Here is a 20,979-nt window from a genome sequence, read left to right as displayed (position 1 = left end):
CACGATGTCCCTGAAATCCCTCCGGCTCAAGACCGCCGCCGTCGCGACCGCGCTCGCCGGCGCGGCGCTGTTCACCGCGGCGACCCCGGCGGCCGCCGCGAACGCCCCCTACGACGGCTGCCCGGCGTGGGCGGTCTGCCTCTACCAGCACGAGGGCGGCACGGGTTCGAAGGCGATCGTCACGCCTCCCCCGGCCGGCGGCAACGCGGCGATCGTGCGGCTCCACTCGGTCCACTTCCTGAACGGGGAGATCGCCGACAACCAGGTGTCGTCCTGGATCAACAACTCGCAGTGCTCGGTCAAGTTCATGGACGACCCCTACGGGGAGCTCCACCCGTCCGACCTGGACTACACGGAGACCTGGCACTGGGGCGCGAAGCGCGACTACGGCAACGGGTCCTCCCAGTCCTACGTCAACGACCGGATCTCCTCGCTCCAGTTCTGGTGCCCGTAGCGACCCGCTCCGGCTCGGTGGGGCGGCCGTCGTTGCGCCCCACCGCCCCCGCCCCCGGCACCCGTGAAGGGCCGGGGGCGTCGCCGTGCCCCCTCCCGACGCCCCGGTCCGCCCCCCCCGGACCGTCCGATGACACGGAAGGAAGTCCCATGAAACGTCGACGACCAGCGGCCGCACTCCTGTCCGGCCTGCTGCTCTGCGCCGCACTGCCCGCCTTCGCCGAGGCCGCACCCGCCTCGGCCCCCTCGGCCGCCGCCGCGGTGACCGCCGGCCCCGGCGCCGAGGGCCCGGACCTCACCTACGCCAACCGCACCGCACCGGCCGCCGGCATGCCGGACTGGTCCCGGGTCGGCTTCCGGGGCGGCCAGGAGCTGCCCGACGACGGCGACCTGACCGACGACCCCGGCTGCCGCATCACCCCGGACGTGCTCGCCGCCGGGTACGGCGTGAAGGCGAACGACGGCGCCGACGACACCACCGGCCTGCAGAAGGCCGTCGACGACGTCAAGGCCAACTGCTCGCCGCGGGCCGGCTTCAACCGGCTCTCGCTGATCTCCCTCCCGGCGGGCCGGATCGACGTCTCCCGGCAGGTCTACGTCGACGCCGACTACCTGGTCCTGCGCGGCCAGGGCTCCGGCGACGGCGGCACCCGGCTGGTGTTCCGGCCGGATGTCGACACCCGCTACGACACCCTGGTCAACGGCCGCTGGGACCAGGACGGCATGAAGGCCGGCAGCGGCAGCGACGTCGGCACCGGTGGCTGGATCTGGCCGGGCCGCGGCATGTTCCGGGTGCAGACCCGGGACGTCGCGGAGCGCTACCAGGACGACTGGGCGGCGTCCCCGGCCAACCGCAAGGACATCTTCGAGGGCAGCGTCAACCAGCACTGGGCCTCCGGCATCAAGGTGGCCGCCCGGGCCGACGACCCCGGCTACGCGGCCCGGGAGGGGCAGAGCACCGTCCAGCTGGACGCCAAGGCCGACATGAAGAAGTTCTCCCCGGGCGGCTACGTCTGGGTCGGCGCGGCCAACAGCGTCAAGTTCTACGAGCAGCAGGGCGTCTCCGACCGCAGTCAGATGGACAACCTGCACATGCGCCAGCAGATGTTCCGGGTCACCGGCTTCGACGGCACCGCGAAGACCGTCAACCTGGACCGCCCGCTGGAGTGGGACGTGCCGGTCGACTCCACCTCGGACGGCTCCCCCGCGCTGGGCGACAAGCCGTACGCCAGCAAGGTCACCCCGCTGAAGGTCGTCCAGGGCGTCGGCTTCGAGGACTTCGCCTTCACCCAGGACATGACCGGCCTGCCCAGGCTGGGCGGCGGCACGTACGACCTGACCCCCGCCCAGGCCGTCCACAACTACGGCAACATGGCGCCCGAGTACGCGATGCACGGCATCGTCTTCAAGTGGACCGCCAACGACTGGGCGCGCGGCCTGAGGGCCGAGATGACGGGCTCGCACCCGGTCGTCACCGAGGACGCCCGCAACCTGCAGATCGAGCGCAACAGCTTCGACGGCGCCTGGAACAAGGGCAAGGGCGGCAACGGCTACCTGCGCGGCAGCCGCGTCTGGGACTCGCTGTACGCCTACAACCTGAGCCGCAACCTGCGCCACTTCACCTTCCAGTGGTCGGCCAGCGGCAACGTGGCCTTCCGCAACGACCTCGACTCGGACCTGAACCTGCACGGCGGCTGGGAGCACGACAACCTGTTCGAGCAGAACACCCTGCGGGTCCCGTACGAGCACCGCTCCGGCAACTGCCGGGCCAACTGCGGCGGTGAGGGCGGCGAGGTCGACGAGGGCACCTGGTACCCGGTGTGGTGGGCGGCCGGCCCCAAGGCGGTCAAGTGGTCCGGCTCCTCGGGCCCGCAGAACGTCTTCTACGACAACACGATGGTCAAGCAGGCGACGCCCGGCGGCCCGTTCGAGCCGTACGCGCCGTACGGCAGCCAGGCCGGCACCGCCTACCAGTTCGGCTCCGCGAACGGCGCCCCCGGCCGGTTCCAGCCGCTGACCCAGGGCGGCCAGAACATCCCCGACTGGACCGGCCGGGAGACCCTCGACTACACCGGCCAGGGCGTGGTGCCGGTCGACCTGGGCAAGCGCCCCTCGCTCTTCCTCGCCGACACCGGCGGCCTCGAACCGCGCAGCGCCAACGAGCGCAAGGTCGCCACCTGGAACATGCAGGGCGCGAACACCGCCGACGCCAACGGCAACAAGTACGCCAACGACCTGCCCCAGCTGTTCGGGCGGGGCAGCCGGCAGGGCGGCGCCGACGTCATCTCGCTGCAGGAGGCCGGCGCCCCGCCCGGCGGTGCCACCTTCCAGCAGAACATCGACACCCCCAACATCCACTACTGGACGGACGACGGCCTGCACACAATCCCGGTGCAGGAGTACCGGTTGGGAACCGCGAGCCGCCCGACGGGCTGGCTGTACTGGCTGCGCACGGACAGCGGCAACGGCGCCTACGGACGGGTCAACCTGGCCGTCTACAGCCGCACCCGGGTCGACCGGAACGACGTCTACGTCGCCCGGGAGGGCATCATCACCAACGGCGACGACTCCCGGCCCGCGCTGGGCGTCAACGTCGACGGCGTCGTGTACTTCACGGTGCACGGCTGGTCGGGCAGCGGCAACGACGACCCGATGCTGCTGCGCAACATCCAGGACCAGATGTCCCAGGCGAACCTGCCCTGGATCGCCCTGGGCGACTACAACCGCGCCCCGGACAGCCTGCGCGCGGCGATCGGCACCGACCTCTCCGTCCATGCCCAGGACCGGCCCACGCACCCCACGGACCGGATCGGCAGCGGCACCCCGCGGGTCCTGGACTACGCCGTCGCGCCCAACAACAGCCCCCGGCAGCCCCGCGTCGTCGACATCGAGCGGGCCAACATCAACACGTCGGACCACTACCCCGTCGTGTACACCCTCGACAACCTGCCGGCCCGGCCGTCGGCCACCCCGTCGCCGACGCCGAGCCTGTCGCGGCAGGTCGTGCTGCGCAGCGCCACCAGCACCAACGCGGCCTCCCCGACCCGCACCAGCCACGTGGTCACCGACCAGCCGGTCAACCGGGCCACCATCGCGACGCAGGTGTACTCGGTGGAACCCGACCCGGAGTACACCGGCTACTACCGCCTGGTCAACAACAGCGCGCCCTACTCCGGTCAATACCTCGGCCAGGAGGGCGGCGCGCGCGACGCCCGGACGGTGGTGTGGCCGAGCCCGGCCGAGGACCAGCTCTGGGCGCCGGTCCCCCAGGGCGACGGCACCTGGACCCTGCAGAACTACGTCACCCGGCAGTTCCTCACCGCGGCGAGCCAGGGGCAGGCGCTCGTGGGCCGCGACTACAACGGCTCGCCCGACCAGCGCTGGTTCCTCCAGGACCCGCGGGAGGCCGCGGACCTCAGCGAGATCGTGTCGCAGGAGAGCGGCGCGGGAGCCTCCGCGCTCTCCGTCGAGGACCACGCGCCGGCGCCCCGCCCGGTGGTCCTGTCCCCGAACGCGCACCTGGGAACCCAGCAGTTCGGCGTCGTCTCCGCGGGCCGGAGCGGCTCGGACAACTGCTTCTACCTGATCAACCAGGGGCAGTACGTCAACTCGACGGCGACCAGCCCGGGGAACCCGTCGAACGGCAGTGCCGTCACCATGGGCGGCTACCGCCCCAACGACGACGGCTACCTGTGGTGCGCCACCCCCGACGGCGCGAACGGAACGCTCCTGACCAACCACACGACGCCCGAGGAGCACCTGAACCTCGGCGACGGCGTGTTCAACCACACCACGACGGTCACCGTCCCCACTTCGGGTGCCGCCTGGCTCCACTGGATCTTCCGGACGGCCACCCAGTGACCCGCCCCGCGCGGTGAGCGCCGGCGGCCGGTCGATCCTCGGATCGGCCGGCCGCCTCCGTGCCATCCGGCCCCGGGCCCGTCGAAACGGGCCTGATCGCGCGCCCTACGGGGAGCCGGTGAAAACAAAGCGGCCGGTCGATCCGAAGATCGACCGGCCGTTCGCTGTGCGCGAGGGGGGAGTTGAACCCCCACGCCCTTTCGGGCACTGGAACCTGAATCCAGCGCGTCTGCCTATTCCGCCACCCGCGCATCTGGGTGATGAGGAAAACTATAGACCATCCGGAGAGGTGCCTCCGACCACGCCCCGGCGAACGGCCGGGAGCTGCTCCTCCCGCCCGGCCGGCGGACTCCTCACTGCCACCAACCCCGACCCCCGCCTCAAGAACGCCCTCACCCACTGCCGCACCCACGCCCGGGAAACCACCCACGACTGAACCCCGGCCCATCGGTCCGATCTTGTTTCGAAGATCGTTCTGCTGGAGGCTGAGGCCATGCAGAACCAACCCACCTTCGTCCTCGTCCACGGGGCCTTCGCGAACTCGTTCTCGTTCGCGCCGCTGCAGGCCGAACTCGCCATGCTCGGGCACCGGTCCGTCGCGGTCGACCTTCCGGGGCACGGCTTCGAGGCGACCTACCCCGCGCCGTACCAGGCCCCCCAGGACCTCGACGCCCTCGCCGGGGAGCCCGGGGGCATCAAGGGGGTCACGCTCGCCGACAACGCCGCCCGGGTGATCGGGGTCCTCGAACGGGCCAAGGAGAACGGGCCCACCATCCTCGTGTCCCACAGCAGGGGCGGCATCACGGCGACCGCCGTCGCCAACGCCCGGCCCGAGCTGGTCGACCGGATCGTCTACGTCTCCGCCTGGTGCCCCGTCGACCTGGACGTGAACGACTACTACGCCGAGCCGGAGATGGCGGGCGTCGACCCGGGGGCCTTCGCCGCCTCGCTCGTCGGGAACCCGGCCGAACTCGGCCTGCTGCGGGTCAACTTCCGCACCGCCGACCCGGCGGCGCTCGCCGCGTTCAAGCAGGCGTTCGCCGCCGACCTCACCGACGACGAGTTCCGGACCTTCCTGAACACCTTCCAGCCCGACGAGAACCTCGACGTCGGCACCTCCGCCGACCGGGCGCAGGCCGCCACCTGGGGGCGCGTCCCCAAGACGTACGTCCGGCTGTCCGACGACGCCAGCATCCCGCCCGCCATGCAGGACCGCCTGATCCGCGAGGGCGACACCCTCACCCCCGACAACCCCTTCGACGTCCGGACGGTCGACGGGAGCCACCTGCGCTGGCTCGTCCACCCGGCGCGGGCCGCCCGGGTCCTGGCGGACCTCACCGCTCTCCTGCCCGCCGGGGCCTGAGCCGACACCGGCCCCATGCCACTGCGCAGGAAGTCGGCGGGGCCGACTTCCTGCGCACCCGGGTGGGGAGTGACTACCTGGGGCGGGAGCCGCTGAAGAGGTCCATGTAGGACACGTACTGCATCAGCTGCGGCAGCGTGTAGAACCTGCGCTCGAAGACCCCGGTGCCGATGACGTAGGGGGACGTACCGGCGTTGTTCATGACGCGGTACACCCAGTTCGAGAGCCCGCCCCAGTTCGTCTCCAGGTTGACGTTCTCCACGCCGACCTGGGCGAGGCCGTGGTCGCGGATGTTGGTGCGGACGTTGTCGAAGATCCGCCCGAAGCGCGCCGCCTCCGAGGTCGCCTGGATCATCATGACGAGGGAGTCCGCCAGGACGGCGCGCCCGCTGCCGCTGTTCTGGAGAGCGGCGATCTGATGGACCTGCTGCAGGGCGTTGCTGAGCCGCGGCCCGTTGATCTGCTGGCTCGCCCTGCCGCCGCCACCGGGGATGTTGTTGTAGTTGCTGGACCAGGGGAGGGTGCTCGCCTGGACGCCCAGGACCCGGTTGAAGCGGTTCCTCGCCGCCAGCCCGTCGTCGAAGACCCAGTGGGTGCCCCCGGCCTGGTAGAAGCCGGCCAGGTACAGGCTGTGCGGCCAGAAGTACAGCGCCCCCAGGTAGGTGCCGCTCCGGTGCAGGCTGATCTGGACGAGCTGGTCGTTGTCCGCCACCACGGTCTCGTCCAGGTCGGTCCTGAACCAGTCGTGGCTGCTGAGCGAGTGGAGCCGGGAGATCACGTCCCAGTACCGCTGGTGCGCCGAAGCGCCGCCGCCGTTCAGGTCGCTGATGTCCCAGTCGATGTTGGTGAGGCGCTCGCCGGTGTCGGCGTGCGCCGAGGTCGGCGTCATGCCCATGAGCCCGACCGCCAGCGTGAGAGCGATCAGTATGCCGGCCAGTCGTCGGCGCACCCGCGCCAGCGCGCCGGGTCCGTTCATCGTTAGCATGCGGGGATTCCTCGTGGTCGGGTAGCGGGCCGTCGGTGCGCCGGCGCCGTCGCCTCTTCCCTTGTGGCGACCGGTCATTGACGCTCCGTCCGGAGGCTAGGCGCGCACGCCGTCCCCGCATGTGCCGTCAGGGACCTGACACTTGATCACCAGCGCACACTCCGCCGGACCCGCCGCCCGCGCGGGAAGTCGGCCCCGCCGGCTTCCCGCGCGGGCCGGTACGCCTCCAGCCGCCCGGCCAGTTCCTCCGGGTGGCCGAGCATGGGCAGGTGGTCGCCGGGCATCTCGTCCGGCCGGAAGCCGAGCCGCTCCTCGACGTGCCGCCGCAGGAACCCGGGCGGGAAGAACCGGTCCCCGGTGGCCAGCAGGAACCTGGTCGGCACCGCCGGCCAGGCCTTCAGCGGCCACGGCGTCCCGAGCGGGGTCGCCGACTGCCGTCGCTGGTGGTCCGCGAGGAGTCCGTCGGCCAGCGCGGCCGGGGTGTCGTGCAGGAACAGGGCGCGCTCGTCCTCCTCCGCGCCCTCTGCCACGCCCCTGCGGCGGTCGGACTCACGGCGGGCCGGCCCGTAGCCGGTGTTCTCCCACCACTCCCCCGGCGGCTCCCCGGGAGCCGGCACCTGGGCCTGGAGCATCACCAGCAGGTCCGCCGACAGCCGCTCGCACACCAGCGGGCCGGTGAAGCCGCCGAACGAGTGCGCGACGACCACGGGCCGGCCCGCCCGGTCGCCACCCGCCCCGCCCGCCCCGGCGGCAGCCGCGGCCACCGCGTCCACCACCGTGTCCGGGTACTCGGCGAGCCCGGCCGCGTCGTCGTCGCAGGGCAGGTCCGGGGCGACCACCGCATGGCCCCGCCCGCGCAGCTCGGCCGTCAGCGGCTCCCAGCACCAGGCGTCGGTGGCCGCGCCGTGGATCAGCACGTACGTCGTCATGGATCACTCCCCAGCCGGAACGGACCGCGCCCCGCGACGTGCGCCGTGCTCGCGCGCCCCGCGTCGCGCGCGAGCCTACCGGCCGGTCCGCCCCCGAACCGTCGGGCCGCACCCGCATACTCGTCCCAACGGCCATTCACGTACCGCCCGTTGGGGGAAGCCCTTGTTCCACGACACCCGCCCGCGCGGCATCCGCATACCCAGCCACCGGGAGACCGCCGAGGAGTGGGGCGAGCAGGTCGCCGCGCTGCGCGCCGCTCCGCCCGGCTGGTCGTTCCTGCTGGGGCGGCTCTCCTCCGACGGCTTCCTCTGCCACCTCGACCTCAACTACCACCTGGACGGCGAACCCGTCGCCGTCGTCCAGACCTCGCGGCCCGTCCCGGCCGGCCACTGGGTGGGCTCCCTCACCACCCCGCAGTCCCAACTCGCCACCTTCCTGGCCACCTCGGGACGCCTCGACCCGCGCACCCACCTCGCCCCGCCCGACGGCCCGCCGACCCCGGGCGAGGTCCTGCTGCACGGCGTCCCCGTCCCCGTCGAGGTGCACCACAGCCAGGGCTGCCGCAGCGCCCTGATCCCGCTGCCCCCCTCCCAGCGGGGCTACGCGATCGTCACCGCCGGCGCCGCCCACTGGGCCACCGCCACCGATCTCGCCCTCCGGCCCCCGGCGGCGTTCTGAGCGGAGCCGTACCCCACCCCGCGATTCACTCGTACGAGGGGGCGCAGTCGGGCGACGGTCATTGATGCACCGTCATGATCGCGCCGATGACGGCCCGTTCAGGCCAAATACCGGCCGGCCGCCCCCGGTACGGCGGTGAGGGCGGGGTTAGCCTGTGGCCATGGTTGCAAACCGCAAGGAAGAAGTAGCCGTGCGTGACGCGGAGTTCGTCAGCGGCCCCCTGCTGATCCTCCGGTCCCTAGCGTCCGGCCCCGACCGGACGGCCGTCGTCACCGCCGACGGCGCCAGGATCACCGCCGGCGACTTCGCCGCCGCCACCTACCGCCTCGCCCACGAGCTGATCGCCCGGGGCGTCACCCGCGGCACCACCGTGACCCTGCTGACCGGCAACACCCCCGAGGCCCTCAGCGCCCGGTACGCGGCGGGCCTCGCGGGCGCCCGGGTGGTGAACCTGTACGACGGCATGAGCACCCCGGTCCTGGCCGAGATCACGGCCAGCGTGGACACCACCGTCCTTCTCGTGGACGCCGAACGGTACGCCGACGCGCCCGAGTTGCTCCCGCTGATCGACGTGCCGACGGTCCTCGCCCTCGGCCCCGGGCCGGCCGGCGGCGCCGTCCCGGCCATCGGCGACGACGTCGTCGCCGCCTCCGCCCACCGTCCCGCCGAGCCCCCGGACGTCCGGGTCGGGCCGGAGGACGACCTCGGCATCCGCCACACCGGCGGCACCACCGGCATCCCCAAGGGCGTCCTCAGCCTGCACGGCCCGTACCGCCGCGTCTTCGACGCCCCGGTCGGCAGCGACCCCGCCGACGGGGTGCCCCGTCTGCTCGCCGCCACCCCGCTCGCCCACCTCGCCGGGATCATGTCCGACCTGGTCCTCCAGCGCGGCGGCACCGTCGTCCTCCAGCGCTCCTTCGAGCCCGGCGCGGTCCTGGCCGCCATCGAGCGCGAACGCATCACCGACCTCTGGCTGCTGCCACCGCTGCTCCACCAGCTGCTCGACCACCCCACGATCGGCCGCACCGACCTGTCCAGCCTGCGGCACGTCCTGTACGGGGGCAGCGCCGCCTCGGCGACCCGGATCCGCGAGGCCCTCAAGGTCATCGGACCGGTCCTGTTCGGGGTCTACGGGATGTCGGAGGCGCAGCTGATCTCCCTGCTCACCCCGCAGGAGCACGACCGGATCGGCCCGGGCGGCCAGGTCCCGGTCGGCCGGCCCGCCCCGGGCGTCGAGGTGGCGATCCGCTCGCCCGACGGCACCGACCTGCCGACCGGTGAGCAGGGCGAGGTCCACCTGCGCTCCTCCGCCGTCATGGCCGGGTACTGGAAGCAGCCCGACCTCACCGCGGCGGTGCTGCGGGACGGCTGGCTGAACACCGGAGACGTCGGCTACTTCGACGAGGACGGCTACCTCTACCTCTCCGACCGGGCCAAGGACCTGATCATCGTGGTCGGCGGGCACGTCTACCCGTCCGAGGTGGAGGACCTCCTCGTCACCCACCCGGCGGTCGCCCGCTGCGCGGTCTTCGGGGTCCGCGACGACCAGGAGGCGGAACACGTCCACGTCGCCGTCGTCCCCGCCCCGGGACAGCGGCCGCGGCTGGACGACCTCCGCGCCTTCGTCACCGACCGCAAGGGGCGGATCTACGCGCCCGAGGCCCTGCACCTCGTGGACGAGATCCCGCTGACGCCCGTCGGCAAGCCGGACAAGAAGCGCCTGCGCGAGGCGGCCACGGCCTGAGCCCCACCCCGCGCCCAGGCCCGTCCCCGGCCCCGGCCCCGGGACGGGCCGGCTTCACCCCAACGTGGGGTTTGGCTCAACGAACCACGGCCCCGTGCCGAGAAGCCAACGGGGTGGCGGCGCTGAGGGCCGCCACCCCTCCCCCGAGGCTGTCGGGGCACATGAGGTTCTCCGACGCCTGAGCAGGTCTCCACTCCGGCGTAGCGGTCAGTGGCGGAAGACCACGGTGCTCCGGAGCGTTGCCTCCGGTCATGAAGATCAGCGAGGCTTCCAGGGTCAGCGGGGTGAGCGCGAGGTCGTTGCGGCACTACGAGGACGAGGGCCTGATCGTCCCCGGCCGGTTCGGCAACGGGTTCCGCGACTACTGCCAGTCCACTGTCGACCGGGTGCTCGTCATCCGCTCGCTGCTGGAGTCCGGGCTGCCCGTACGGCTGATCAGGGAGTTCCTGCCCGGCCTCACCGACGAGGCCGGTGTCGGCACGGGTGCGGTGTGCGCGGAGTTCCTGGACGAGGTGCAGAGCCACCGGGATCGGCTCGCCGCACGTATCGCGATCCTCAGTGATCAGCAGGCCGCACTCGACGCCTACCTTCGCCGGGCCCGCCGCACTGATCTCTGACCCCCACTTGACCTTGACACAAGTGTCAGGCTCCTACGTTGCGTGCATGGAGATCGACGAGCAGCAGAACACCACCGAGCAGACGATGCGAGCGCTGGTCCAGCGGTCGCACGGAGGACCGAAGGATCTGGACCTCGCGACCGATCACCCCCGCCCCACCCCGGGACCCGGCGAGTACCTCATCCGCGTGGGCGCCGCCGGTGTCAACTTCGCCGACGTCATGCAGACCCGTGGAACGTACGGAGGTGGGCCGCAGGCGCCCTACGTGGCGGGCTTCGAGGCCGCCGGCGAAATCGTGGGTGTCGGCCCGGAGGTCGAGAGCCCGCTGCCGCTCGGCACCCGCGTCGTCGGAGCCGGTCCGGGTGCTTTCGCGCAGTACATGACGATGCCGGCCGCAGGGGTGCTTCCCGTGCCTTCCGGATGGAGCGACGCCCAGGCCCTCGGTCTCGTGTTGAACTGGGCCACCGCGCTGGCGGCGCTGAAGCCGTTGGGCGAGATCAAGGCGGATGAGGTGGTGCTCGTCCACGCCGCGGCCGGAGGTGTGGGGCAGGCCGCGGTCCGCCTCGCCCGCCACTACGGTGCGCGCGTGATCGCCACGGCGTCACCAGCCAAGCACGACACCGTCAGAGCGCTCGGCGCCGACGAGGTCCTGGACAGCCGACGCCCCGATCTGGCGGAGGAGATCACCCGCCTGACCGGAGGCGTCGACCTGGTCCTGGAATCGGTGGGACGGGCCACGTTCGAGGTGAGCCTGTCGGTCACGAAACCCTTCACCGGACGCGTCGTCGTGTTCGGTGCCGCTTCCGGCGACGCCACGCTGACCACACACGATCTGGTCTTCACCCATCAGGTGCAGGTCAAGGGTCTGCACATCGGTGCGCTGGCGACCAGAGCCCCGGCCCTCTACCGGTCGTTGCTCGTCGAGATCGAGTCGCTCATCGCCCACGGCGTGTACCCGCCCGGCACCCCCCGGCTTCATCCTCTGGCCGAGGGGCCGGCAGCGCTGCGACAACTCGAAGCGGGCCGGACCCGGGGGAAGCTCGCCCTCGATCCGTGGCGCTAGGAACCGGCTGCGCCTCATCGCGGTGCTCCGCCGTCCCCGACAGATGGCTGCGGCGCGTGCGGCGATGCCGACATCGCCCGATCGCCCTCGTCGCGGCCGCGGAAGGCACGGCGGTACTCCCGCGGGGCGACGCCCACCCGGGCGGTGAAGACCGGGCGCAGGGAGACGGCGGAGGCGAAGCCGCAGTGGGTGGCGACGGTGTCGACGGGGAGGTCGGTCTCCTCCAGGAGGCGCTGGGCGGTGAGGACGCGCTGGTCGAGGAGCCAGCGCACCGGGGTGGTGCCGGCGGTGGCGGTGAAGCGGCGGGCGAAGGTGCGTTCGGACATCAGGACGGCGGCGGCCATCCGGCGGACCGTCCACGGGGTGTCGAGGGAGGCCAGGACCTCGGCGCGCAGGCGGGCCAGCGGGTCGTCGTCGGTGGCGGCGTCCGGGACCGGCGTGGGGATGAACTGGGCCTGGCCGCCCGCCCGGAAGGGGGCGGTGACCATGGCGCGGGCGATGGTGGCGGCGGCCTGCTGGCCGTGGGCGGTGCGGACCAGGTGGAGGCAGAGGTCGATGCCCGCCGCGACGCCGGCCGAGGTCCACAGGCCGTCGCCGCCGGTGAACAGCACCTCGGGCCGGACCGTCACCGCCGGGAAGCGGCGGGCGAGTTCGGGGGCCAGCGCCCAGTGGGTGGTGGCCTCCCGGCCGTCCAGCAGGCCGGCCTCGCCGAGGACGAAGGCGCCCGCGCAGAGCGAGGCGATCGGGACACCGGCGGCGGCGACGGCCCGCAGGGCCGCCAGGACCTCGGGGCTCCGCCGCGCGGCCGCGTCCTCGACGCCCGGCACCACCACCAGGTCGCAGTCGGCCAGCGCCGCCGGCCCGTGGTCGGGAACGCGTTCCAGCCCGCCGCCCAGCCGCACCCGGGCCCCCTCGGGCCCGCAGACCCGCAGGTCGAAGACGGGCAGACCGGGCCGGGAGCTCCGGTTCGCCCACACCTCGCCGATCACCGCGTAGTCGAAAGCCCGGACACCGTCGAAGATCAGGCAACCCACCGTTCGCATGGCAGGAAACCTAGAGCAGGAACACCCCTGGCAGGAATCTATCGATGGGTGACTTCTCTGCCCATCACGCCTCCCCCGCCCCACCGACCACCATGGAGGACATGACGAACACCGACGCCTTCGACGCCCCGCTCACCCTCGACAACGACGCCGTCCTGCTGCTCATCGACGTCCAGAAGGGCTTCGAGGACAGCGCCTTCTGGGGCCCCCGCGACAACCCGCAGGCCGAGCAGCGGATGGCCGAGCTGATCGCCGCCTGGCAGGCCACCGGCCGCCCGGTCGTCACCGTGCAGCACGCCTCCGCGCGCGGCCCGCTGGTCGAGGGCACCCCGGGGTACGAGCTGAAGGACTTCGTCGCCGAGGTCACCCCCGATCTGCACATCACCAAGACCGTCAACAGCGCCTTCTACGGCACCCCCGACCTGCACGCCTGGCTCCAGGAGCGCGGCGCCCGGCAGCTCGTGGTCACCGGGATCATCACCAACGTGTGCAACGAGACCACCGCCCGGATGGCCGGCAACCTCGGCTACGACGCGATCTTCCCCACCGACGCCATGCACTCCTTCGACATGACCGGCCCCGACGGCACCACCGTCCCCGCCGCCGACCTCGCCCGCGCGACCGCCACCACCCTGCACGCCATGCGCTTCGCCAAGGTGGTGACGACGGACCAGGTGCTCCAGGCCGCTAAGGCCTGAGCAGCGGCCGGTACGCGTTCCCCTCCTCCGCGTTGAGCAGCACGTACGAGGCCCCGAGGCCCAGCGCGAGCTCCCGCAGCCGCGCCAGGGCCTCGGCCGTGGAGGGGACGTCGAGCCCGAGCGCGGCGGCCGCCGCGTCCCGCTCGGCGAGCAGGCCGGGCTCGTCCTCCAGGTACTCCTCGGCCGCCTCCAGGCTCTCCCCGACCGTCAGCCGCGGGCAGTCCCGCCACCACGGCACCGCCAGCAGCAGCCGGACCAGCTCCGGCACCCCGACGGCCAGCAGCGCCGCGCCGCCCTCGGAGTCGGCGTACAGCACCGGCCGCTCCTCGCCGCCCTCGCCGCAGAGGAAGTAGGTGCCGCCCGCGCCGTCCTTGGCCACCGGCTCCAGGGCCGCGCCCGAGGCGAGGACGACCTCCTCGACGTGCCGGTAGCTGCGGGAGGGGTCGAACTCGCCCGGCCAGGCCAGGAAGTCGGCAGTGGCGGAGTCGGCGCGGATCGCATCGAGGAGGGACATGACCGCACCCTACGGCGCGCCCCGGACGGCCGGGCGGCCGGACAGCCGGGCGGCCCGAACCGAACCCGCGGCACCGCGGCACCGCGGCACCCCGGCCTCAGGACGCCAGCCGCTCCGCCAGGTACTCCTCCCAGGTCCGCCGCCCGTGCTCGGCCCCCGTCAGGGTCAGGTTGTCCCCCGCCCGGTACGCCCGCCCGACCTTGCCCGGCACCCGCACCGGCAGCTGCCGGCGGCTGCGGCCGCGCGCCGCGAGGTAGCCGCGGGTCAGCTCGCGCATCTCGTACACCGTGGGACCGGCCAGGTCGGGCACCATCCCGGCCGGCTCGTCGAGCGCCAACTCCACCAGCCGGGCGGCGACTTCCCGCACGTCCACCGGCTGCCAGCGCACCCCGCCGGGGGCCGGCACGAGCGGCAGCTTGGCCATCTTCTCGGCCACCGTGAACGCCAGGTCGTGGAACTGCGCGGCCCGCAGGATCGTGTACGGCAGGCCCGAGTCGGCGACCGCCCGCTCGGCGGCGTGCTTGGCCCGGAAGTAACCGAGCGGCAGCCGGTCGGCGCCGATCACCGAGATGTACACCAGGTGCCGCACCCCGGCCCGCTGGGCGGCGGCGACCAGCAGCCGGGTGGCGACGTCGTCGCCCTTGGGGCCGCCCGCCAGGTGCAGCACGGTGTCCACACCCGCCAGCGCCTCGTCCAGCCGCCCGGCCGCCGTCGCCGCGTCCCCGAGCAGGTCGCCGCGCACGTACGCCACGCCGTCGGCGGCCGGGCGCTCCTGGCGGCTGAGCACGCGCACCGGCAGCCCGGCCGCGCGCAGCAGCGGGACCACCTGCCGGCCCAGGGTGCCGGTACCGCCGGTGACCAGCACGGTCCGCTTCGTCATGATCGTCTCCGATTCGTCCCGGGAGGGGAGTTGATCTCCCCGCCGCAGCCGTTGTTGGGTGACTCCTGCTGCCCTGACCCCTGGCGACGAAGGAATGTGACACGTGGACGAGAAGGCGGACGAGAAATCTGCCCGAGCCCTGCTCTTCGAGGAGCACCGCCCGCACCTGCGCGCGGTCGCGTACCGGATGCTCGGCTCGATCAGCGAGGCCGAGGACGCCCTCCAGGAGGCCTGGCTCCGCTACGACCGCACCGACACCGCCGACGTGGCCAACCTCGGCGGCTGGCTGACCACGGTGGTCTCGCGGGTCTGCCTGAACCTGCTGCGCGCCCGCGCCCAGCGCCGCGAGGAGCCGCTGGAGCCCGCCGGGCCGGACGGCGAGCCGGGCCCGCCGCGCATCCCCGACCCGCTGCTGCGGCGCGAGGACGTGGTGGACCCGGAGCAGGAGGTGATGCTCGCGGACTCGGTCGGACTGGCGCTGATGGTGGTGATGGAGTCGCTCTCGCCCGCCGAACGGGTCGCCTTCGTGCTGCACGACCTGTTCGCGGTGCCGTTCGAGGAGATCGCCCCGCTGATCGAGAAGACCGCCGCCGCCACCCGCCAGCTGGCCAGCCGGGCCCGCCGCAAGGTCCAGGGGCAGGCTCCCGCGCCCGACCCGGACCTCGGCCGGCAGCGGGTGGCCGTGGACGCGTTCTTCGCCGCCGCCCGCCACGGCGACCTGGACGCGCTGCTCGCCGTCCTCGACCCGGACGTGGTGCTGCGCTCGGACGGCGGCGCGGTGATGGCCCGGCACACGGTGGTGCTCTCCGGCGCCGCCACGGTGGCCGGCCAGGCCGTCCTGTGGGGCACCCTGTCGCCGTTCGCCCGCCCGGCGCTGGTCAACGGCACCGCGGGCGCGGTGGTCATCGGCGACAACGGGCGGGCGCTGTCGGTCATGGCGTTCACCGTGGTGGACGGCGCGATCGTCGCGATCGACGTGCTCACCGACCCGGACCGGCTGGCGGCCCTGGACCTCTCGGCCTTCCGGGACCGGTAGGACGCCCGGAAGCGGCGACGGAACGGGGTGGGGAGGCCGCTGCCTCCCCACCCCGTTCCGTCGTTCTTCCGCCGCCCTCGGCGCCCGACGGCGCCGCCCAGCCGCGCGCGGCGTCACCAGCCCTGCGCGACCACCCAGTCCGCGAGGTGCCGGGCGCACCCGTCGACCGCTTCCTTCCAGGTGTGCCCCGCGCCGTCCCCGGCCTCGTCGCTGACGTGCTTGACCAGCCGCACCGGCACCCCGGCCCGGTGCGCGACGGTGGCGACGGCGTAGCCCTCCATGTCCACCAGGTCGGCGTGCTCGGCGAGCCGGTCGCGGGCGTCCGTGTCGGAGACGAAGAGGTCGCCGGTGGCCAGCACCGGCCCGTCGCCCTTGCCGATCACCAGCGGGGCGCCGTACTCGCGCCCGGTGAGCGCGTGCAGGGCGGCGGTGTCGAGGTCGTGCTGGATCACCTGGACCACGTGGTGGGTGCCCTCCCAGCCGGGGCGCAGCGCGCCGGCCGTACCGAGGTTGATCACCTCGGAGGGCTTCTCGCCCTGGGCGAGCACGGTGGCCAGCGCGACGGCGGCGTTGACCTTCCCGATCCCGGTGAGCAGCACGGGCAGGCGGTCGTCCAGGTGGGCGGCCTCCTCGCGCACGGCGACGACGAGCAGCGGACGGTCGGGCGAGATCGTTCCAAGCAGGCGCATGCCCCCATCGTACGGAGCGAGGGGGTGCCGCACCCGTGATTGCCCGCCGGTGAACGGACCCCCGCGTTCCGCCCGGTCGGGGAACCGCGTAGGGTGCGGGCCGCGTCGGACGGTTCGCCGCCTCGCGGGGCGACGGGCGGGAGCGGCGGGAACGGCGGGAGCGGTTCGGCCCGTACCGGCGGCCCGGGCAGCACCGGCCGCACCAGCGGCACGAGCCGTCCCGGGGAGCGTGCACGACATGCTCAAGTCCGGCGCAAGTCGGGTGTGGTCGGGGGGAGTCACGGCCATACTGCTGCCATCGGTCGGGCCCCGGAACGGGCCGGGCCACAGGGGAGGATGAGTCGGGTGGCAACACCAGTAGGCAACGGCACGCCCGGCGCCGCGGGCGCGGCCGTGGCGACGGCCGGGCCGACGGCGGCCGGTTCGGGGGCCCCGGCCGTCCCCGGAGCGGCCCCGCTCGCGGCGCCCGGACCTGGCGGGGCGCCCGCGAAGCGCCCCCCGGCGGCCGTCGCCACCGGCGTGCGCGCCCGGCTCGCACAGGCCACCCGCACGCCGCCCGGCCGGCTGCGCCTGGCCGGAGTGCTGCTCGCCGTGCTCACCGTCGCCTTCGGCGGGCTCACCGCCTGGCAGTTGGAGACCAGGGCGCAGGCCGCCGACCGGGTGGTCTCGTACAGCCAGCCGCTCAGCCGGGACGCCGCCGAGATCCACCGCAACCTGGCCGACGCCGCCACCACCGCGGCGAGCGGATTCCTGCTGGCCGGCGCCGAGCCCGAGGCGGTCCGCGGCCGCTACGAGCAGGACATCGCCAGCGCCGCCAAGCTGATCGCCCAGGCCGCCGCCCGGACCACGGCGACCTCCCCCGCGCAGGGCTCGCTCGCCCGGCTGAACCAGCAACTCCCGGCCTACGCCGGCCTGGTGGAGACGGCACGGGCCGACAACCGGCAGGGCATCCCGCTCGGCGGCGCCTACCTGCGGTACGCCTCCGAGCAGATGCAGACCGTGCTGCTGCCGGCCGCCGCCGAACTGGCCGCCGTGGAGAACCGGGAGCTGGCCGACGACTACGCCGAGGCCAGGGCGGTGCCGTGGGCGGCGTACGGCCTGGCGGTGGTCACCCTGGCCGCGCTGGCCTGGGTGCAGCTGACGCTGTTCCGCCGCACCAACCGGGTGTTCAACATCGGGCTGCTGGGCGCCACCGCCGCCGTCCTGTCCGGCGCGCTGTGGCTGACCGTCACCGGACTGGCCACCAATTCGGCGCTCCAGCAGAGCCGGCGCGAGGGCGCGGCCCCGCTGCGGGCGCTCAACTCCGCCCGGGTGGACGTGCTGACCGCCCGGCTGGCGGAGAACCTGCACTTCGTCGCCCGCGGCTCGACCACCCGGTACGCCGAACAGTGGACGAAGGCCACCGAGCACCTGGCCGGCTCCGAGGGCCTCCCGCCGGACCGCTCCGACGGCTCGCTGCCGGAGGCCGCCCAGCTGGCGCCGTCGGCCGCCGTGGCGAGCGTCCGGGACGCCGCGCAGCAGTTCGACGAGTGGCGCCGGCGGCACGACGCGGCCCGGGCGCAGGAGGTCGAGAACGCCGACTACCAGGGCGCCCTGGAGGCCACCGTGACGGCCAGGGGCGACGCGGCCACCGCCGACGCCGCCTTCGACGCCACCGACAAGGCGCTCGCCCGGGCCGCCGACATCGAGCAGGACCGCTTCACGCAGGCCGCCGAGGGCACCGGCGGGGACCTGCGCGCCGCCGCCGTCGCCACCGCGCTGCTCGGCCTGCTGGCCGCGGCCGCCGCGCTGCGGGGCCTGGGCCGGCGACTGGCCGAGTACCGGTAACGGGCGAGGGGAGACCGACCGATGCGCAACAGGGGTTCCAGGAGAAGGACCAGGCCCGCCGCCGCGCTGGCCCTGCTGGCGGCCGGCGCGGCCGTGCTCGCCGGGGGCGGGCCGGTCGGCGCCGCGCCGACGGCCGCGACCGCGCCGACGGCCGTCCAGCAGGAACAGCAGGAGCAGCAGGAGCAGGCCGACGGCTGCGACGTGTACAGGAGCGTGCCGCCGAGCAGCGAGGACGGACCGGCCGTGAAGGCCGTCAAGGACAAGCGCAGCCTGGTGATCGGGGTGGACCAGAACAGCTACCGCTGGGGCGCCCGCAACCCGAACACCGGCCAGATCGAGGGCTTCGACATCGACCTCGCCCGGGCGATCGGCGCGGCCGTCATGGGCGACCCGGAGAAGGTGGTGCTCAAGCCGGTGGCCACGGCCGACCGGATCGACGCCATCAAGAAGCGCCGGGTCGACCTGATCGTCCGCACCATGACGATCAACTGCAAGCGGATGGAGGACGTCGCCTTCTCCAAGCCGTACTTCAACATCAGCCAGCGCGTCCTGGTGCCGAAGACGTCACCGGCGAAGAACATCGACGACGCGGTCAGGGACCGGAGGGTCTGCGCCGCCGACGGCTCCACCGCGCTGAACATCGTCAAGGAGAAGAACACCGCCCGACAGGTCGTCACGGTGGAGAACCAGCTGGACTGCCTGGTCCTGATGCAGCTCGGCAAGGTCGACGCCGTCATGACCGACAACGGTCTGGCGGCCGGCCAGGCCGCGCAGGACCAGACCGTGCGGATCGTGGACGGCGAGGCCCAGCCGGAGGTGATCGGCGTCGCCATGTCGAAGGACGGCACCGACCTGACCGCCCGGGTGAACCAGGTGCTGGCCGACTACTACGCGCGCGGCGACTGGGCCCGTTCGTACGAGCACTGGCTCAAGCCGTACATGCTCAACGAGGCCGAGCACTACTGGCCGGGCACCCGCTGAGCCGGCCGGCGGCGACGGGGCGGGCAGCCCGACGGGCGACGCGGAGGACGGCGCGGGAGAGGTAGCGCACGCGCCGTCAGCGGGGCGTTGACGGCAGGTGGACGCCCCGCGCCCGCTCCGCCCGAACGGCCACCGGCTAGGGTTCGGGACGATCACCGCGGGGAGACCGGTGGTGGACACGGGGGTTGTCGTGGGACCGCACGTCAGGAACGTCGGGATCGCACGCGAGGAAGGAAGGACACCGCGGTGGCGGCATCGGCTGGCCCGGTACTGAGCCGGGAGGAGGTCGACCGCGCGCTCGCCCGCCTCGGCGCGGAGCGGGACGCGGTCGAGTCGGCGCTGCTCGCCCTCCAGGACCACGCGGGCCTGCGGCTGCTGGACGGCGCCGAGCTGTCCGGACGCACCCTGGAGCGCTGGTCGGTGGCCGGCCGGGGCCTGCCGCTGCTCTGGGCGCTGTTCGACCGCTACTCCGAGGCGCTGGCCTCGGCCCGCGCCGTCCGGGCCCGCAAGGCCAAGCCCGGCGCGCCCGAACTCGCCGAGCTGAGCGAACTGCTGACCGGCGACGCGGTGACCGTCCCGGGCGGGGTGGCGCCGGACGGCCCGCAGGTCCTCGGCGCGCCGGCCAAGCTGGTCGAACGGATCAGCCTGGACGCGCTGATGGCCCGGATGAACTCCTGGTACGCCACCGTGCTGGAGGTGGTCAGCGCCGCCGACGCGGTCTGGTCGGCCCTGCCGGCCCGGATCGACCTGCTGCTGGCCGAGCTCCAGCGGGTGCGCACCCTGGCCGCCTCGCTCGGCGTGCGCACCGGCGGCCACCCGCTGGCCGACGACCTGGCCGGGATCGAGAAGGACCTCACCGCGCTGCGCGCCGAGGTGCGCGGGGACCCGCTGGCGCTGTGGCGCCCGGCCCGGGTGCCCGCCCAGCGCGGCACGGTCCCGGAGGGCTCGGCCTTCGCCGGGCCGGCCGGGGTGGTGGACACCGAGCGGTTCGACCGGGCCGGGCGGGCGCTGGACGGCGTCCGGCTGGAGCTGGAGGACCTGCTGCGGCTGCGCGACGAGGCCGAGGAGCGCCTCCAGGGCGTCGGCGACCTGCTCCAGCGGGCCGACGCCACGCTGGCCGAGGCCCGCCGGGCGCGCGGCGAGGTGCTGGCGAAGATAGCGTCCAGCGACGTCCCGGCGGTGCCCGGACCGGCCTCGGCGCTGCGCGAGCGGATCGTCGCCGCGCTGGACCTGCGCCAGGCCGGGCAGTGGGGCCGGCTGGCGCCGATGCTGGACGCGCTGGAGGACGCCGCCGCCAAGGAGCTGGGCCGGGCCCGGCAGTCGCTCACCGAGGTGACCCAGCCGCTGGCCGTCCGGGCCGAACTGCGCGGCCGGCTGGACGCCTACAAGGCGATGGCGGCCCGGCTGCGGGTCGCCGAGGACCCGGAAGTGATCGAGCGGTACGAGAAGGCGCGCTGGCTGCTGTGGAGCGCGCCCTGCGACCTGCGGGCGGCGGCCGCCGCGGTGGCCCGGTTCCAGCAGTCGCTGCGGCCGGCCCCCACCGAGGCCGGGCCCGGGCAGGCTCAGGAGGGGGCCGGCCAGCCGCCGGCCGACGGACAGGTCCAGGGGGGCTGAGGG

18 protein-coding genes and 1 tRNA gene are annotated in these 20,979 nt (G+C 73.8%); 12 read left to right on the top strand and 7 right to left on the bottom strand.

Translation table 11 applies throughout. The features are described from left to right. Nucleotides 1-4: 4 nt before the first annotated feature. Nucleotides 5-454: a peptidase inhibitor family I36 protein gene (locus tag ACZ5GH_RS25040; protein ID WP_464335275.1), complete on the top strand. Its 450-nt coding sequence runs from the start codon at nt 5-7 to the stop codon at nt 452-454. A 149-nt stretch (nt 455-603) separates the two neighbouring features. Further along, nucleotides 604-4,314 carry an RICIN domain-containing protein gene (locus ACZ5GH_RS25035; RefSeq protein WP_464335274.1) on the top strand — a complete coding sequence of 1,237 codons (3,711 nt, stop codon included), beginning with the start codon at nt 604-606 and terminating at the stop codon, nt 4,312-4,314. A 167-nt stretch (nt 4,315-4,481) separates the two neighbouring features. On the opposite strand, the gene ACZ5GH_RS25030 is transcribed toward ACZ5GH_RS25035, so the two are convergent. Beyond that, nucleotides 4,482-4,565 (bottom strand) — tRNA-Leu (locus ACZ5GH_RS25030). A gap of 242 nt (nt 4,566-4,807) precedes the next feature. Here ACZ5GH_RS25030 and ACZ5GH_RS25025 point away from each other — a divergent pair. Further along, nucleotides 4,808-5,677 carry an alpha/beta fold hydrolase gene (locus ACZ5GH_RS25025; protein ID WP_464335273.1) on the top strand — a complete coding sequence of 290 codons (870 nt, stop codon included), beginning with the start codon at nt 4,808-4,810 and terminating at the stop codon, nt 5,675-5,677. A gap of 73 nt (nt 5,678-5,750) precedes the next feature. Here the strand turns inward: ACZ5GH_RS25025 and ACZ5GH_RS25020 are convergent, their stop codons facing one another. Together ACZ5GH_RS25020 and ACZ5GH_RS25015 are read right to left on the bottom strand one after the other, a co-directional pair. Further along, nucleotides 5,751-6,662, bottom strand: coding sequence for a ribosome-inactivating family protein (locus tag ACZ5GH_RS25020; RefSeq protein WP_464335272.1), 912 nt, complete (start codon nt 6,660-6,662; stop codon nt 5,751-5,753). A 146-nt stretch (nt 6,663-6,808) separates the two neighbouring features. Continuing rightward, nucleotides 6,809-7,591: an alpha/beta fold hydrolase gene (locus tag ACZ5GH_RS25015; protein ID WP_464335271.1), complete on the bottom strand. Its 783-nt coding sequence runs from the start codon at nt 7,589-7,591 to the stop codon at nt 6,809-6,811. Nucleotides 7,592-7,754: 163 nt separating this feature from the next. Between ACZ5GH_RS25015 and ACZ5GH_RS25010 the strand changes: the two genes are divergently transcribed. The 4 genes from ACZ5GH_RS25010 (at nt 7,755) to ACZ5GH_RS24995 (ending at nt 11,694) form a co-directional block, all read left to right on the top strand. Further along, nucleotides 7,755-8,270: a hypothetical protein gene (locus ACZ5GH_RS25010; RefSeq protein WP_464335270.1), complete on the top strand. Its 516-nt coding sequence runs from the start codon at nt 7,755-7,757 to the stop codon at nt 8,268-8,270. 190 nt (nt 8,271-8,460) lie between these two features. After that, nucleotides 8,461-10,014 carry an AMP-binding protein gene (locus ACZ5GH_RS25005; RefSeq protein ID WP_464335269.1) on the top strand — a complete coding sequence of 518 codons (1,554 nt, stop codon included), beginning with the start codon at nt 8,461-8,463 and terminating at the stop codon, nt 10,012-10,014. Between the two features lie 251 nt (nt 10,015-10,265). Next, on the top strand, nt 10,266-10,631 hold the full coding sequence (locus ACZ5GH_RS25000; protein ID WP_387757857.1) for a MerR family transcriptional regulator: 366 nt from the start codon (nt 10,266-10,268) through the stop codon (nt 10,629-10,631). Between the two features lie 46 nt (nt 10,632-10,677). Further along, nucleotides 10,678-11,694 (top strand): NADPH:quinone oxidoreductase family protein, encoded by a 1,017-nt coding sequence (locus ACZ5GH_RS24995; RefSeq protein ID WP_387757855.1) that lies wholly within the window; start codon nt 10,678-10,680, stop codon nt 11,692-11,694. Between the two features lie 14 nt (nt 11,695-11,708). Here the strand turns inward: ACZ5GH_RS24995 and ACZ5GH_RS24990 are convergent, their stop codons facing one another. Beyond that, nucleotides 11,709-12,737 carry a GlxA family transcriptional regulator gene (locus ACZ5GH_RS24990; protein WP_464335268.1) on the bottom strand — a complete coding sequence of 343 codons (1,029 nt, stop codon included), beginning with the start codon at nt 12,735-12,737 and terminating at the stop codon, nt 11,709-11,711. Between the two features lie 101 nt (nt 12,738-12,838). Here ACZ5GH_RS24990 and ACZ5GH_RS24985 point away from each other — a divergent pair, with 101 nt between their 5' ends. Further along, nucleotides 12,839-13,435: a cysteine hydrolase family protein gene (locus ACZ5GH_RS24985; protein WP_387757853.1), complete on the top strand. Its 597-nt coding sequence runs from the start codon at nt 12,839-12,841 to the stop codon at nt 13,433-13,435. On the opposite strand, the gene ACZ5GH_RS24980 is transcribed toward ACZ5GH_RS24985, so the two are convergent. After that, entirely contained in the window at nt 13,425-13,949 is a 525-nt protein-coding gene (locus ACZ5GH_RS24980; protein ID WP_387757852.1) for a hypothetical protein, read from the bottom strand. The two genes, ACZ5GH_RS24985 and ACZ5GH_RS24980, sit on opposite strands and share 11 nt — an antisense overlap. A gap of 97 nt (nt 13,950-14,046) precedes the next feature. Beyond that, nucleotides 14,047-14,829: an SDR family oxidoreductase gene (locus tag ACZ5GH_RS24975; RefSeq protein ID WP_387757850.1), complete on the bottom strand. Its 783-nt coding sequence runs from the start codon at nt 14,827-14,829 to the stop codon at nt 14,047-14,049. 103 nt (nt 14,830-14,932) lie between these two features. On the opposite strand from ACZ5GH_RS24975, the gene ACZ5GH_RS24970 reads away from it, so the two are divergent. Beyond that, complete coding sequence (locus ACZ5GH_RS24970) at nt 14,933-15,865, top strand: sigma-70 family RNA polymerase sigma factor (protein WP_387757849.1); 933 nt, start codon at nt 14,933-14,935, stop codon at nt 15,863-15,865. Nucleotides 15,866-15,978: 113 nt separating this feature from the next. Here ACZ5GH_RS24970 and ACZ5GH_RS24965 read toward each other — a convergent pair whose 3' ends face one another. Continuing rightward, the gene (locus tag ACZ5GH_RS24965) at nt 15,979-16,554 is read right to left on the bottom strand and encodes a nucleosidase (RefSeq protein WP_387757848.1); all 576 of its coding nucleotides are present in this window, start codon (nt 16,552-16,554) and stop codon (nt 15,979-15,981) included. 345 nt (nt 16,555-16,899) lie between these two features. Between ACZ5GH_RS24965 and ACZ5GH_RS24960 the strand changes: the two genes are divergently transcribed. The 3 genes from ACZ5GH_RS24960 (at nt 16,900) to ACZ5GH_RS24950 (ending at nt 20,976) form a co-directional block, all read left to right on the top strand. Then, a complete protein-coding gene (locus tag ACZ5GH_RS24960) occupies nt 16,900-18,381 on the top strand; it encodes a hypothetical protein (protein ID WP_387757846.1) in 1,482 nt (493 codons plus the stop codon). Nucleotides 18,382-18,402: 21 nt separating this feature from the next. After that, the gene (locus tag ACZ5GH_RS24955; protein ID WP_464335267.1) at nt 18,403-19,362 is read left to right on the top strand and encodes a glutamate ABC transporter substrate-binding protein; all 960 of its coding nucleotides are present in this window, start codon (nt 18,403-18,405) and stop codon (nt 19,360-19,362) included. 246 nt (nt 19,363-19,608) lie between these two features. Then, nucleotides 19,609-20,976 (top strand): hypothetical protein, encoded by a 1,368-nt coding sequence (locus ACZ5GH_RS24950; RefSeq protein ID WP_387757844.1) that lies wholly within the window; start codon nt 19,609-19,611, stop codon nt 20,974-20,976. Nucleotides 20,977-20,979 lie beyond the last annotated feature (3 nt).

The sequence above is a fragment of the Kitasatospora sp. Xyl93 genome, assembly GCF_055383135.1.
This window is presented reverse-complemented; position numbering and strand designations above follow the sequence as displayed.